The sequence below is a fragment of the Streptomyces sp. NPDC031426 genome, from assembly GCF_055581585.1.
Genome location: NZ_JBVIJE010000008.1, coordinates 277625 through 291238, shown reverse-complemented (window position 1 = coordinate 291238; position 13614 = coordinate 277625). Strand labels below are relative to the sequence as shown.

Below are 13614 nucleotides of genomic sequence, written 5' to 3'. Positions count from 1 at the left end.
CTCTCCGGTCTCTCACTCGTGGGGCACGACGGCCAGCGGGCAGCCGACGTGGTGGACGGCGGCATGGGTGACGGGACCGATGCGCGGAACCGTCGGCCGCTCGGACAGGCGGCGGCCGACGACGAGGAGGCTCGCCGCGGAGGCGGCCCGCACCAGCGCGGTGGAGGCCTTGCCCTCCACAACGGTCTCCAGGACCTCGGTCTCGGGGTACTTGTCCCGCCACACCTTCAGGACAGCGGACAGGAAGCCCTGCCACTCCTCGGCCCGCGCGGGATCGTTGACCAGAGCGATGTCTCCGGGGCCGAGGCTGATGGCGGAAGGCGGCTGCCAGGCGTACACGACCCGCAGCCGGGCCCGCCGCAACTGGGCTTCCTCGAACGCGAACTCGATCACTTCGTCGCAGGCGTCGGCGAGGTCGATGCCGAGCACTACATCGAGGTAGCCGGTCCGGGTGGACGGGCTGCCGTCGTCCGCCGGGAAGTGCTCGTCCTCGGCCTCCTCCCCTGTCCGTACGAGGATCACGGGACGGGTGGCCTTCGCGACCACCCCTTGGGCGACGGAGCCGACGAGAAGTCCGGTGAAGCCGCTCAGGCCGCGCGAGCCCAGGACCAGCAGTTCGGCCTGTTCAGCGGCCTTCAGCAAGGCCGCGGTCGCCGGGCCCTCGACCTGCTCGTCGGTGACGTGTACGCCGGGTACGGCGGTGCGGATGTGCTCCTCCGCCTGCCGCAGAACGCGGCGCGCCAGATGCCGCTGCGCGGCGTTCGCCGGCTCCCCTTCCGTCTGGCGGGGATGCCAGTTCCAGGCGTGCACCAGTCGTAGCGGTCGGTCACGACGCACGGCCTCGCGGGCGGCCCACTCGGCGGCGGCGAGGCTCTCGGTCGATCCGTCTACTGCGGCGATGACGGGCGACAGCATGGTGCGCACCTCCTGCGCTTGTTCTGCCTGGTACTGCCAGCGTCTTCCTGAGGGGACCCGGTCGGATATGGGCCGCAAGGGCTCTCGCAGGTCCATTCGGCCCCTGCGCCGGTCCTGGGGCGGTCGCCACGGTAGGAGGCGTGAGAGCGGGTCACCCGGGTGCCAGGGAGGCGATCGTCGTGAGCCAGGTCATCATTGCCTGCGGCAACGGGACAGGCCGTAGTCATACGGCCGTGGACTGGGCGGCGCACGAGGCGTCTCTGCACGACCTGCCGCTCGAGGTGCGGTACGGCTCACCGCCGAACGATCCGAGTAGCACGGCGATGCTCGTACTCGACCTGTCCGCGGCGGGGGACGACACCACCGGCCTGGCAACGGGCCCGGCCGCACTCGCCGTTACGGCCGCCTCCGTGTGCCCCGTGGTACTCGTACCGGACGCCATCGTCCCCGTCGCGGCTCCGGCACGCCGGGTCACGCAGGTCACCCTCGGGATCGACGCCCGTCACCCGGCGGAGCGGGCCGTCGACTTCGCCTTCGACGCCGCCCAGGCCCGGGGTGTACGGCTGCGCGCCGTACACGCCTGGGAACTTCCCTCCTGCGCCGCCGGGTTGCCCTTCGGCACTCCCGAGGAGGACCGTGCCATTTGGGAAGACCATGAAGTGCAGTTGCTGGCCGACGCGCTGCGGCCTTGGCGGGTGAAGTACCCGCGGGTTCCGGTGCTTGAGGACGTCGTACTGCTCGACCCCGCCGATGCGTTGCTCCACCATGCCGAGGGCGCCGCACTGCTGGTCGTGGGAGGCGGCTCCGGCGGGGACGCGGGCTTCGTGGGAGCCTTGCTGCGCGAAGCCCGGTGTCCGGTGGCCATCGTGCCGTGAAACGTGGGCGAGCCAGGGCGAGGAAGCGATGGCCTAAGCAGTCGTCAGTTCCTGTGCGACCCGCTGCGCCCACGCCTCGATCGCGGGGAAGTCACGGAAGTCACCGCCCTTGCCGTTGCGGAGGATCATCCGTGCGACTCTTCCGCTCGCACCCTCCTGCACGCAGCCGCCGAAGGTGACGTGCTCCCTGACGCCGAGCCGGTCCATGGCGCGCCTGACGCCGGACACGGGCGGGATGTTCCGCTCCGAGGGTGAAGCGTCCAGCGGCCCGCTGCTGAAGAACCACAGCGGGCGCTCGGCCAGGGCGCGGCGGTGGCGGCGGACGAAGCGGCGCGCGTCCTTGTGCCAGCGGCCGGCGTACAGTGCGCCCCCGACCACCACAGCGTCGTACATCTCGATGCTCGCCACCGATGGTGCGGGCCGTGCCTCGGCCGTCATCCCCTCCTTGCCCAGGACCTGGGCGACGGCCTCGGCGATCTGCGCGGTCGATCCGTTCGTCGTCCCGTAGGCGACCAGGACCCTGCCGGTCATGGCGGTCCGTCTCCCCTCAGAGTTTGCGCAGCCAGTCCTCGGCCACGCCGTGCAGGGCCTGTTCGGCGGGCTGGACGTGGCTGTCGTCCAGGCGGTAGGTGAGGTTGTCGACCACCGCGACCACGCCGTCGATCTGCTTGGTCATGGAGACGGCGATCTCCGTCTCGCTCTTGCGCTCCATCTGGCCGGCGAGCGTGACCACACCCTCCACCACGGAGACGTCGACGCTCTGCGGCGGCAGCCACAGCGCGCGGACAAGGACTTCCTCGACCACCTCGTCGCGGATCCGGGTGTCCGGCCGAAGGAAGACCTGGAGCAGGTCCCGACGGGTGACGATGCCGACGAGCCGGTCCTCCTCGTCCACGACCGGCAGCCGCTCCACCCGCCGCTGGGCCATGGTCCGCGCGGCCTCGACGATGGTGTCCTCGGCGCGCACGGTGACGGGCGGTTCGGTCATCAGCTGGCCGGCGGTGCGGGCCGCCGCCTTCGCGGCCCTCCGCCTTTCGCCCGGTGTCAACGCCACGTCCCGGAAGCGGCGCTTCGGCGCGTACGGGTCGGGTGTTTCGGCCTGGCGGGCCATCAGGTCGGTCTCGGAGATGACGCCGATGACCTTCTGGTCCTCGTCCACGACCGGCAGTCCGCTGATCCTGTGGTGAGCGAGCAGCCGGGCGACTTCCTTGAAGGGGGTGCCGTACGAGGCGCGAACGACGTCCGTGGCCATCACGGAGCCGACCTTGTCGTGCTTCATCTCTGGTTCCTCCTCGGTGGTGACTCAACGGAGTCGGCGTAGATAGGGGTCCTGCGGCCTGCGCGGCACCAGCCGCACCCGAGCGTCGAGCACGGAGACATCGGCCGTGGTCGCGAGCACGGGGTTGAAGTCGACCTCGGCGAGCTGCGGCAGGTCGGCCGCCATCCGGGACAGGCGCAGGAGCAGCTGCTCCAGGCCTTCGAGATCGACCGGTCCGTTGCCGCGGGCGCCGAACAGCAGCGGTGCGCAGCGCGGCGCGGTGATCAGGGCGTGCACATCGTGGTCGGTGAGCGGGGCGAGGCGGGCGGCGTGGTCGCCGAGGACCTCGGTCGCGGTGCCGCCGAGCCCGAACAGCACGAGCGGGCCGAAGACCTCGTCCTGGACGACGCCCGCGAACAGTTCGGTACCGCGCGCGGCAAGCGGCTGCACGACCACACCGGTGAGCAGTCCCGCGAACCGGGTCTCGAAGTCCCGGAAGGCGGCGCGGACTTGGGCATCGCCCTGGAGGTCGAGATGCACGGCATGCTGCTCGCTCTTGTGGACCAGTCCGGGCCAGTGGGCCTTCATCACCACCCGGTCGTCCGGGCCGCGCAGTCGCTGGGCCGCGAGGACGGCCTCGTCCTCGGTCTCCGCCCACGCCCAGAGCAGCTGGGGGATGCCGTAGCAGGTCAGCAGGTCGGCGCAGGTTCGCGGGTCGAGCCAGCCTCCGTCCGGATGCGCGGCCAGGAAGGTGTCAGCGATCTCCTGGGCATGGGCGGTGTCGATGCCGTCGAGTTCCGGGACCGTGCCTACGGGCCGGGCGAGCCAGGCCGCACGGCGTACGGCGTGAGCCAGCGCCCGTGCCGCCGCCTGGGGTTCGGCGTATGAGGGGATGGTGCCCGCGTCGGCGGCGGGCAGAAGCTTGACCGGCAGGTCCTGTTCGAGGCGTACGGCCACAACCGGCTTGGCCCGGTGCGCGGGGGCGTCGGTGAGTGCCCGGATGAGGTCGTCGCCCGTCGCGGCGGCGACCGCCGTGGGTACGAGGGCCACCAGGACGGCGTCGATGCCCGGGTGGTGCGTCAGCCGGTCCAGGCAGTCCGCGAGCTGTTCCTCCGTGACGGCCGCGGTGGCGTCGACGGGGTTGCCGACCGCCGCACCCCGCGGGAGCACGGCGAGCAGGTCGTCGACGACTTCTGCGGGCAGCGGCGGCAGGGCCAGTCCCGCCTCTGTGCAGGCGTCGGCGGCGAGGACGCCTGCACCGCCCGCGTTGGTGACGACCGCGACGCGGGTGCCCGCGGGGAGCGGCTGTGCGTGCATCAGGGCGGCGGTTTCGAGGAGTTCGCCGACCGACCGGGTGGCGGTGATGCCGGCCTGGGTGAACAGCGCCTGCCGGGTCATGGTGCGGGTGGCGGCGGCCGCGGTGTGGGAGGCGGCGGCCCGGCGGCCCGCCTCGGTACGGCCTGCGTCGACGGTCAGGACCGGCATACGACGGGTGACGCGGCGGGCCGTGCGGGAGAACGCGCGCGGGCTGCCGAAGGACTCCAGGTGCAGCAGCGCCAGTTCGGTGCGGCCGTCGCTCTCCCACCACTGGAGCATGTCGTTGCCGCTGACGTCGTATTTGTCGCCGAGGGAGGCGAAGGACGAGACGCCGATGCCGAGCCGGGACAGCCCGTCGAGCAGGGCGATGCCGACCCCGCCGGACTGCACGGCGACGCCCGCGGTGCCGGGGCGGGGGTGGTCGGCGGCGAAGGTGGCGTCCAGGCGCAGGTCGGGGTCGGTGTTGGAGATGCCGAGGCAGTTGGGTCCCACCAGGCGCATGCCGTAGGTGCGGCAGGTGGCCAGCAGCGCCTGCGCCTGCTCGACGTCGAGGCCGGAGGTGACAACGAGCAGCGCCCGGGCACCGGCCTTGCCGCACTCCTCCGCGGTGTCCGGGACCGCCGCCGCGGGGACGGCCACGACCACCAGGTCGGGGGTCTTCGGCAGCGCGCTCACGGACGGGTATGACGGCACGCCGAGGATGTGGTTGACACTCGGGTTCACGGCGAACAGGCGGCGGATGTAACCGCCCGCCTTCAGGTGGTGCAGGATCGCCCGGCCGACCGAGCCGGGTTTGCGTCCGGCACCGACAACAGCGACCACGTTCGGGCACAGCAGCGGCTCGAGGCTGGCCACGTCGGCGGCCCGGCCCCGGGCCTCCACGGCCGACAGATAGGCGTCGTCCGCGTCGAGCCGGATGGTGCAGCGGACCTCGGGGCCCTCGAAGCGGCGGGCGGTGCGCAGGCCGAGGTCGGCGAAGAGCCGGAGTATCTCGCCGTTCTCGCTGAGGGCGTCGGCGGTGAAGGTGGTGATGCCCTCGGCCCGGGCCGCGGATACCAGGTGCTCGACGAGCAGGGTGCCCACTCCGCGGTGGTGCAGGCCGTCACAGACAGCGATGGAGATCTCGGCCTCGTCCTTCTCCCCCGCCGTGTCGTACTCGGCGAGCCCGATCACCTGACCCTGCGTCTCGGCCAGCAGGGCCCGGTAGCCGGGGTGCGCCGGGGCGCAGGCCCGGTCGGCGGCCAGGGCGGCGGACCGCGGGCTCAATGAGAAGAACCGGAGACGGAGGTTCTCCGGGGACATCTCCTCGTAGAGCCCCTGCACCTGGTCGTGGTCGGCCTGGGTCACAGGACGGATGCACACAGTGGTGCCGTCCACGAGCAGGGCGTGAACCGGGGCGCGGTTGAGCACGGCGTCCGACATCAGGGATCTCCTCCAAGCCTCTCGATGGTTCGAGCATCAGACGGATCACGACGGGATCCCATGGGCTGTGTGGAGGTCCTTCGAGGGCCGGTAGGCCCTTCTTCCCCGGGGTGCGCGTCCATGGATCGCCGCTCTGGTAGTGAAGTGACCGGACGGACGCCGCCAAGGAACGGTCACCGCGGTCGTCGTCTGCGCACAAGTTCGGGCACTGGGGGCCACTACACGACTTGTCACGGCAGAACCGCGTGGTTTTGCGTTTGGATCACCTGTCTCAAGGTGAGCCTGGGGGGCGAGGACGAGATTGAACCACTTGATCGAAACAGCACCATCTGATCCCGTCTCCACGGTGGAACCTGGCGCCTGCCAGTGCGGCGCCCGGATCCCCGTGGGCGTTCCGGGCGCCGCCGAGGAGAGGTTCAGGGGGCTGCTCGAGGCGGCGCCGGATGCCATGGTCATCGTCGACGACACCGGCACCATCCGCCTCGTCAACGCCCAGACAGAGGCTCTCTTCGGCTACCGGCGCGAGGAACTCCTGGGCCACCCCGTCGAACTCCTCGTCCCCCACCGCTTCCGCACCCACCACACCGCACACCGCAACGGCTACGCCCACAACCAGCAGGTGCGTCCCATGGGTGCCGGACTCGACCTCTACGGACTACGCAAAGACGGCACCGAGTTCCCCGTCGAAATCAGCCTCAGCCCCCTGGAAACCACCGACGGCCTCCTCGTCTCCGCCGCCGTACGCGACGTCAGCGAACGCAAAGCCGCCGAGGAGCGCATCAACGAGCTCGCCGCGCTGGTCGAGTCATCGCAGGACGCGATCCTCGCGAAGACCCTGGACGGCCACATCACGTACTGGAACGCCGCCGCGCAGCGGCTGTACGGGTTCACGGCGGACGAGGTCCTGGGACGGCACGTCTCCATGCTGGCACCCTCCGCGAGGAACCACGAGATCACCGCGCTCCTGGAGCGGCTGCGCCAGGGCGAGAAGGTCGAGCACTTCGAGACGTTGCGGCTCACCCGCTCCGGAGAGCTGCTCGACGTCGACGTCACCCTGTGGCCGACCCGGGCGGCGGACGGCACCGTCGTCGGGGCGTGCGCGATCGTCCGGGACATCAGCGACCGAAAGCGCGCCGAGGCGGAGCTGACGGAGCTGTACGAGCAGCAGCGGCACATCGCCCTGACCCTGCAGCGCAGCCTGATGGGCACGCCGCCCGCCATCCCGGGCCTCACCACCGCCAGCCGCTACCGGCCCGCGACCCAGGGGGCCGGTGTCGGCGGCGACTGGTTCGACCTGATCCCGCTGGGCGCCGGCCGAGTGGGTGTGCTGATCGGCGATGTGATGGGGCGGGGTCTCGAGGCCGCGGCCGTCATGGGTCAACTTCGGTCGGCGGCACACGCGTTGGCCAAGACAGGGCTTCAGCCGCGGCAACTGATGCAGGCGATGGACACCGTCGTCGCCGATCTCGATGTCCCCGACCAGCTGGTCACCTGCTGCTATCTGGTCATAGCCGCCGACACAGGGGAGGTGACCGTGTGTTCCGCCGGCCACCTGCCGGGTCTCGTAGCCGTCCCCGGTGCACGCACCCGGCCGCTTCCGGCACCCGTGAACGCCCCCCTCGGCGTCGGTGGGGTGATCTACGAGCAGTGCTGCGGCACCATCGAGCCCGGCGCCACCCTCGTGCTCTACACCGACGGTCTGATAGAAACCCCCGGAACCGACATCGAGGACAAGCTCACCCAGCTCGTCGCCACCCTGGACGAGCTCCCGACCACGGTGCCCGACCTGGAGACCGCCGCCGACCACGTCCTGTCGACGCTGCTGCCCGACGCGGACGGCCACGACGACGTCACGTTGCTGCTGACCCAGCTCCCTGCGGCTCCGCTGGCCACGGCCACCACCGACCTGCCCGCCGCGCCCGAATCCGTGCCGGCGGGCCGCGAGTTTCTCGCCAAAGCTCTGAGCACGTGGGACTGCGCGGGCACGACGGACGACGCGCTCCTGCTGCTCTCCGAGGTCCTCACCAACGCCGTGCAGCACGCCCAGGGCCCCATCGGGGTGCACGTGGTCCGCACGGACACCGATCTCACCGTGGAGATCAGCGACCGCAGCCCCCACCTGCCCCAGCCGCGCCTCGCGGCGGAGGACGAGGAGTCCGGGCGCGGCCTGCTGCTGGTTCGCGCCCTCGCCGACGACTGGGGGGTACGGCCGATGGACGAGGGGAAGACGACTTGGTTCAGCCTCAAGTTGTGAGAAGGCGGCGGGAGCCGGCCCCTGCGGGCTCCCCTTGGCGTCAGCCGTCGGAGACCAGTTCCGTCAGGTCCAGCAGCCGGTTGGTGTAGCCCCACTCGTTGTCGTACCAGCCGAAGACCTTGGCGAGGGTGCCGTTGGCCTGGGTGAGCGCGGCGTCGAAGATGCAAGAGGCCGGGTCGCCGATGACGTCGCGGGAGACGATGGGCGCCGTCGAGACACGCAGGATGCCGTTCAGCGGGCCCTCGGCCGCCGCCGCGAAGGCGGCGTTGATCTCGTCGGGCGTGGCCTCGCGGTTCAGCACCACCGTGAGGTCGGTCAGCGAACCGTCCTCCACGGGCACCCGGACGGCGATCCCGTCCAGCGCACCGGCCAGCTCCGGCAGTACGAGGCCGACGGCGCGGGCGGCACCGGTGCTCGTCGGGATGATGCTCAGTGCCGCCGAGCGGGCGCGGCGCAGGTCCTTGTGCGGGCCGTCGAGCAGGGACTGGTCGTTGGTGTAGCCGTGGACGGTGGTCAGCAGGCCGCGGTCGATGCCGAAGTTCTCGTCGAGCACCTTGACCATCGGCGCGAGGCAGTTGGTGGTGCACGAGGCGGCCGAGATGATCCGGTCACGGTGTCGGTCGTAGGTGTCGTCGTTGACGCCCATCACGAGGGTGGCGTCCACGCCCTTGCCGGGGGCCGACAGAAGCACTGTGTGGGCGCCTGCCTTCAGGTGCAGGGCCGCGGCGTCGCGGTCGCGGAAGCGGCCGGTGGACTCGATGACGATGTCGGCTCCGCAGTCGGACCAGTGCAGGGCGGCGGGGTCGCGCTCGGCGGTGACGGCGATACGCCGACCGTCGACGGTGAGGGTGCTGTCGTCGTGAATGACCTCGCGTCCGATGTGCCCGAACGTCGAGTCGTACTCCAGGAGGTGGGCGAGGGTGGCGGGTGGCGCGATGTCGTTGATGGCGACGACGTGGACGTCCTGGGTTCCCGCCTCCGCGCGGTCGAGGGCCGCGCGGAGATAGGTGCGGCCGATGCGGCCGAAGCCGTTGATGCCGACGCGTACGGTCATGGTGAGGAGCTCCTTTACAGTCGGGGGCCTACCGTGGGCGGAAGTGGCTCAGTGAGTCGTCGGTGGTGGAGGCGGCATGGCCGGTAAGAAGGAGGCGAACCTGCCGCGCGAGGGGTATGAAAAGGAACTGCCGTGTCTGCAGACCGAGTTGGTGAAGCTGCAGGAGGGGGTGCGGGCGGAGGGCGTCCGGCTGGTCGTGATCTTCGAGCGGCGGGCAAGGGCGGCACCATCAAGCGGGTCGCCGAGCACCTGAACCCGCGGGTGGCACGGATCGCGGCGCTGCGAAGCCGACCGAGCGTCAGCGCACGCAGTGGTACTTCCAGCGGTATGTGGAGCATCTGCCGGCGGCCGGGGAGATCGCGCTGTTCGACCGGTCCTGGTACAAGCTGGGCCGGGGGCGAGCACGTGATGGGCTTCTGCCTGCTGCGCAAGTACTGGTTCTCGGTGAGCGACACCGAGCAGCAGGAGCGGTTCCGGCGTCGTCTGGAGGATCCGCTGCGCCGTTGGAAGCTGTCGCCGATGGACCTGGAGTCGATCACCCGCTGGGAGGCCTACTCGCGGGCCAAGGACGAGATGCTGGCCAACACGGACATCAGCGAGGCGCCCTGGTATGTCGTGAACAGCGACGACAAGCGCCGGGCGCGGCTGAACATGATGGCCCATCGGCTGAGCTCGGTCGCGTATCACGAGGTGTCGCCGCCGGTGCTGGAGCTTCCGCATCGGCCGCCGTCGACCGGCTACAAGCGCCCGCCGCGTGATCTGCAGACCTATGTGCCCGATCACGCGGCGCGCCTCTGAACAGCCGGTCACCTCGCTCACGCCCGCTGGGGGACGACGGCGACGGGGCAGACGGCGTGGTGCAGCACCGCGTGGGCGACACGGCCCAGTTGGAGGCCATGGTGGCCCTCGCGGCGCCGGGCCCCGACCACGAGCAGGTCGGCGTCGGCCGAGGCACCGAGCAGCACCTGGCGGGGGTGCCCCTCGACGGTACGCCGATGCACCTCCACATCAGCCGGGACGTCCCGCAGCGCCACTTCCAGCATCTCCGCGGCCCGCTCCTCGTGCAGTCGGGCCGGTTCACCCGCCAGCAGGGGGTGGTCGGTCGTCTCGTGCGCGGGGCAGCGCCAGGCCCGCACGGCCTCCAGCGGCACACCTCGGCGCCGTGCCTCCTCGGCGGCGAAGCGCATCGCAGCCGCGTCCGCCGGCTCCTCGCCCACGCCCACGACGATGCGGCCGTGCCTGCCGGGTACGGCCCGGTTGTCGTGGCCGCCGCGCAGCACGATCACGGGACAGTGCGCGTGGCCGGCCACCGTCACGCTGACGGAGCCGAGGAGCGCCTCGGCCAGGCTGCTCCGGCCCCGAGAGCCCAGAGCCATGGCAGCGGCGGTGCGGCTTTCGCGTACCAGCGCGTACTCGGGTTCCTCGGGCAGCACGTCGATGGTGACCTTCACGTCGGGTCGGCGGGTGCGGACCCGGCGTGCGGCGGTCTCGACGATGTCCTCGGCCATCACTTGGTCCGAGGGCTTGCCGAGATCGTCCGCGAGTGAGGTGCCTTCGTACCGTTCCCAGAGCGAGGCGTACACCAGCCGCAGCGGCAGCCCGCGCAGGGCGGCTTCGTCGGCCGCCCATTCGACGGCGCGCAGGCTCGGCTCGGAACCGTCGACGCCGACGACCAGGGGCAGTTCCATCGTGCTCACCTTCCCGCGTCCAGGTCGAAGACGATCCGGGCCTTGATGTCACCGCGCAGCACGGCGTCGATGGACTCGTTGACGGAGGCCAGCGGGCGGGTCTCGTAGATGACCTCGGTCCGGTCGGCGGCGTGGAGCTGGAAGACCTCGGCGAGATCCTGCCGCGTGCCCACGATCGAACCGATCACCGAAGTGCCGTTCAGAACGGTGTCGAAGATCGGGACCTGGAGCGTGCCGTGCGCGGGCAGGGCCACCATGACGAGCTTGCCGCCGCGCCGCAGACCGGAGTTGACCGCCTCGAACGCGGCCGGGTTCACCGCGAGGGCGATCGCGGCGTGGGCGCCGCCGTGCTTCTTCAGCTCCTTGCCGACGTCCTGCTTGCGGGCGTCGATGACGAGGTCGGCGCCGAGCTCGCGGGCGAGTTCGAGCTTGTCGTCGGTGACGTCGATGGCCGCGACGGTGGCTCCGGCGATCTTGGCGTACTGCAGGGCGAGGTGGCCGAGGCCGCCGACGCCGGAGATCGCGACGAGCTGGGTGGGGCGGACGTCGGCGACCTTGAGGGCCTTGTACGTGGTGACGCCGGCGCAGGTCAGCGGGGCCGCTTCGAACGGGGTGACGCCGTCGGGCACGGGCTGGGCGAAGTCGGCCCAGGCCAGCATCTTCTCGGCGTAGCCGCCGTCGCAGCCGTACCCGGTGTTGACCTGCTGCTCGCACAGTGTCTCCCATCCGGACAGGCAGTGCTCGCACCGCCCGCACGCCCTGCCGAGCCACGGCACCGCGACGCGCTGCCCGACGGACAGGTGGGTGACGCCCTCGCCGAGCTTCTCGACGATGCCGACACCTTCGTGGCCGGGGACGAAGGGTGGGGTGGGCTTGACGGGCCAGTCGCCGTGGGCGGCGTGGATGTCGGTGTGGCACAGCCCTGACGCCTCGACGCGGATGCGGACCTGGCCGGGTCCGGGTTCGGGGTCGGGGCGTTCCTCGATGACCAGGGGCTCGCCGAAGGCTCGTACGACGGCTGCCTTCATGATCTGCTCTCCTCGGGAGTGGGACGCATCAGTCGTGGGCGACGACGGCGACGGGGGCGGTGGAGTGGTGCAGGACGGCGTGGGTGACGGTGCCGATGTGGGCGCCGGCGGAGGAGCGGCGGACGCGGCGGCCGACGACGACCAGGGAGGCCTCGTGGGAGGCGTCGATCAGGAGGAGCGAGGGGCTGCCGTACTGCGACTGCTCGACGACCTCGACGTCGGGGTACTTGTGCCGCCAGGGACGCAGCACCTCGCTCAGGAGGGTGGCGTTGCCCTTCGCCATCTCCCGCTCGACCGCGGGCTCCAGGGCCATGCCATAGGCGTAGTAGGGCGGCGGGTTCCAGACGTGCACGACCCGCAGCGGCACCGAACGTCGCGCCGCGGCCTCGAAGGCGAACCCGATCAGCGCCTCGTCGGGGCCGGCGACGTCGAGCCCGAGGACGACGGGACGGAACGCTGTGGCCGCGGACGGGATGCCCGCGGGGTCCATCTCGTGCTCGTCCGCGGCCTGCTCGCCGGCGTGGACCAGGACGACGGGCCGCTCGGTGTGCGCCACGACCGCGAGGCCGACCGAGCCGACCAGGAAGCCGCCGATGCCGCCCAGGCGGCGTGAGCCGAGGACGAGCAGTTCGGCGTCCTGCGCCGCCCGGGCCAGGGCCTCGGAGGGGAGTCCGGTGAGCTGCTCCGTGGTCACCTCGACGCCGGGGTGGCGCAGCCGCAGTCCCTCGGCGGCCTCGCGGGGAATCCTCCCCCAGCCTTCGGCCGGGGGTACCCCCATCTCGCTTCGCTCGGTCCAGTGCTGGAGAGTCTCGGCGCCGCGATGCGTGGATTCGGCCAGGTGCTCGGGGATCGGCTCCCAGGCGTGGACGAGCTTCACCGGCAGTCCGCGCAGCTCCGCCTCGCGGGCCGCCCATTCCGCGGCGGCGCGGCTCTCGGGCGAGCCGTCGAGACCCACCATGATGGTGCGGGGCATGTTCTCCACCTCCTGAACCGGGACCCGAAGGGGCCCGGTTCCAGCGTCGTGTTGGGGGGTTGCTCGGGACAGGGGCCGCTGGTCCTTCAGCGGGGACCGTGGGCCCCGGGAACGGGTCGGCGGAACAAGCCCGGGGCGAGGTCCGTCCCGCCGCGTGCGGGTCAGCGCAGCCAGGTGTGGTCGCGGACGATCGGCAGCCGAGCCCACAGCCGGCCCAGGCCCCAGGTGGCGCCCGCGCCCGCTGCCGCCGCGGCGATCAGCGCGACAGCGTAGATCACGTGGTAGTCGGCGAACGGATTCGTCGACATGCTCGGCGAGCCGTCCGACAGGTGCCTGGCCGGCGGCCACTCGGCCATCCACATCAGCGCCATCATCGCCGTGCCCGCCACCGCGGCCGGCCACAGCGCCACACCGGCCATCACAGCCAGGCCGATGCCGAGCAGGCCCAGCATGAACAGCCAGTCCGCCCATGTGTGGCCGGCCCAGGAGTGGAACGTCGACTCCATCGGCCCGGCGGCGACGGAGTTGAGGAAGCCCTTCGTCGGCGATCCGCCGTCGATCCAGCCCTTGCCGGAGGCGGTCGCGTAACCCAGGCCGAAGGTCTTGTCCAGGAACGCCCAGAGGAAGACGAACCCGGTCAGGATGCGCAGGGACGCGAGTGCGTAAGCCTGCGCGGTGTGCGTGCCGAGACGTGCCGACACAGCGGACTCGGAGCCGGTCCGGTGCCGGCGGAAGGCGGCCGACAGGTGGAAGCCCGGGCTCCGGTGAGGGTGCTCGTGCACGGCCATGATGGTGATCCCTTCGGGGGATGTATGAATCGTCTTCTCTTT

Annotated in this window: 11 protein-coding genes and 1 pseudogene; 3 read left to right on the top strand and 9 right to left on the bottom strand. The window is 71.4% G+C overall.

Features of this window, described 5'->3' with window-relative positions; genetic code table 11:
* Positions 1 to 12 precede the first annotated feature (12 nt).
* On the bottom strand, positions 13 to 915 hold the full coding sequence (locus ACZ5NH_RS19120) for a universal stress protein (RefSeq protein ID WP_468776686.1): 903 nt from the start codon (positions 913 to 915) through the stop codon (positions 13 to 15).
* Between the two features lie 179 nt (positions 916 to 1094).
* Here ACZ5NH_RS19120 and ACZ5NH_RS19115 point away from each other — a divergent pair, with 179 nt between their 5' ends.
* Positions 1095 to 1790: a universal stress protein gene (locus tag ACZ5NH_RS19115; protein WP_468776684.1), complete on the top strand. Its 696-nt coding sequence runs from the start codon at positions 1095 to 1097 to the stop codon at positions 1788 to 1790.
* A 33-nt stretch (positions 1791 to 1823) separates the two neighbouring features.
* On the opposite strand, the gene ACZ5NH_RS19110 is transcribed toward ACZ5NH_RS19115, so the two are convergent.
* The 3 genes from ACZ5NH_RS19110 to ACZ5NH_RS19100 are packed head-to-tail and all read right to left on the bottom strand — an operon-like array spanning position 1824 to position 5787.
* Positions 1824 to 2321 (bottom strand): flavodoxin domain-containing protein, encoded by a 498-nt coding sequence (locus ACZ5NH_RS19110; protein ID WP_388628801.1) that lies wholly within the window; start codon positions 2319 to 2321, stop codon positions 1824 to 1826.
* Between the two features lie 16 nt (positions 2322 to 2337).
* Positions 2338 to 3069, bottom strand: coding sequence for a CBS domain-containing protein (locus ACZ5NH_RS19105; RefSeq protein WP_468776680.1), 732 nt, complete (start codon positions 3067 to 3069; stop codon positions 2338 to 2340).
* Positions 3070 to 3093: 24 nt separating this feature from the next.
* Positions 3094 to 5787, bottom strand: a complete 2694-nt coding sequence (locus ACZ5NH_RS19100) for a bifunctional acetate--CoA ligase family protein/GNAT family N-acetyltransferase (protein ID WP_468776678.1) — start codon at positions 5785 to 5787, stop codon at positions 3094 to 3096.
* Between the two features lie 346 nt (positions 5788 to 6133).
* Between ACZ5NH_RS19100 and ACZ5NH_RS19095 the strand changes: the two genes are divergently transcribed.
* Positions 6134 to 8041, top strand: a complete 1908-nt coding sequence (locus ACZ5NH_RS19095) for a PAS domain S-box protein (protein WP_468776675.1) — start codon at positions 6134 to 6136, stop codon at positions 8039 to 8041.
* A gap of 40 nt (positions 8042 to 8081) precedes the next feature.
* Here ACZ5NH_RS19095 and gap read toward each other — a convergent pair whose 3' ends face one another.
* The gene (gene gap / locus ACZ5NH_RS19090) at positions 8082 to 9095 is read right to left on the bottom strand and encodes a type I glyceraldehyde-3-phosphate dehydrogenase (RefSeq protein WP_468776673.1); all 1014 of its coding nucleotides are present in this window, start codon (positions 9093 to 9095) and stop codon (positions 8082 to 8084) included.
* Between the two features lie 76 nt (positions 9096 to 9171).
* Here gap and ACZ5NH_RS19085 point away from each other — a divergent pair.
* A pseudogene (locus tag ACZ5NH_RS19085) lies at positions 9172 to 9893 on the top strand (polyphosphate kinase 2 family protein).
* Between the two features lie 17 nt (positions 9894 to 9910).
* Here ACZ5NH_RS19085 and ACZ5NH_RS19080 read toward each other — a convergent pair.
* The 4 genes from ACZ5NH_RS19080 to ACZ5NH_RS19065 all read right to left on the bottom strand — a co-directional run bounded on the left by ACZ5NH_RS19080 (position 9911) and on the right by ACZ5NH_RS19065 (position 13572).
* Positions 9911 to 10783, bottom strand: a complete 873-nt coding sequence (locus ACZ5NH_RS19080; RefSeq protein WP_468776670.1) for a universal stress protein — start codon at positions 10781 to 10783, stop codon at positions 9911 to 9913.
* 5 nt (positions 10784 to 10788) lie between these two features.
* Positions 10789 to 11811 carry an alcohol dehydrogenase AdhP gene (gene adhP, locus ACZ5NH_RS19075; protein ID WP_468776668.1) on the bottom strand — a complete coding sequence of 341 codons (1023 nt, stop codon included), beginning with the start codon at positions 11809 to 11811 and terminating at the stop codon, positions 10789 to 10791.
* 28 nt (positions 11812 to 11839) lie between these two features.
* The gene (locus ACZ5NH_RS19070; protein WP_468776666.1) at positions 11840 to 12784 is read right to left on the bottom strand and encodes a universal stress protein; all 945 of its coding nucleotides are present in this window, start codon (positions 12782 to 12784) and stop codon (positions 11840 to 11842) included.
* Between the two features lie 161 nt (positions 12785 to 12945).
* Entirely contained in the window at positions 12946 to 13572 is a 627-nt protein-coding gene (locus ACZ5NH_RS19065) for a hypothetical protein (protein ID WP_468776663.1), read from the bottom strand.
* Between the last annotated feature and the right edge of the window lie 42 nt (positions 13573 to 13614).

Bases quoted from the DNA above. Each gene is read 5' to 3' on its own strand.
- ACZ5NH_RS19120 (WP_468776686.1), bottom strand. From the start codon at position 915: ATGCTGTCGCCCGTCATCGCCGCAGTAGACGGATCGACCGAGAGCCTC.
- ACZ5NH_RS19110 (WP_388628801.1), bottom strand. From the start codon at position 2,321: ATGACCGGCAGGGTCCTGGTCGCCTACGGGACGACGAACGGATCGACC.
- ACZ5NH_RS19105 (WP_468776680.1), bottom strand. From the start codon at position 3,069: ATGAAGCACGACAAGGTCGGCTCCGTGATGGCCACGGACGTCGTTCGC.
- ACZ5NH_RS19100 (WP_468776678.1), bottom strand. From the start codon at position 5,787: ATGTCGGACGCCGTGCTCAACCGCGCCCCGGTTCACGCCCTGCTCGTG.
- gap (WP_468776673.1), bottom strand. From the start codon at position 9,095: ATGACCGTACGCGTCGGCATCAACGGCTTCGGCCGCATCGGCCGCACC.
- ACZ5NH_RS19080 (WP_468776670.1), bottom strand. From the start codon at position 10,783: ATGGAACTGCCCCTGGTCGTCGGCGTCGACGGTTCCGAGCCGAGCCTG.
- adhP (WP_468776668.1), bottom strand. From the start codon at position 11,811: ATGAAGGCAGCCGTCGTACGAGCCTTCGGCGAGCCCCTGGTCATCGAG.
- ACZ5NH_RS19070 (WP_468776666.1), bottom strand. From the start codon at position 12,784: ATGCCCCGCACCATCATGGTGGGTCTCGACGGCTCGCCCGAGAGCCGC.
- ACZ5NH_RS19065 (WP_468776663.1), bottom strand. From the start codon at position 13,572: ATGGCCGTGCACGAGCACCCTCACCGGAGCCCGGGCTTCCACCTGTCG.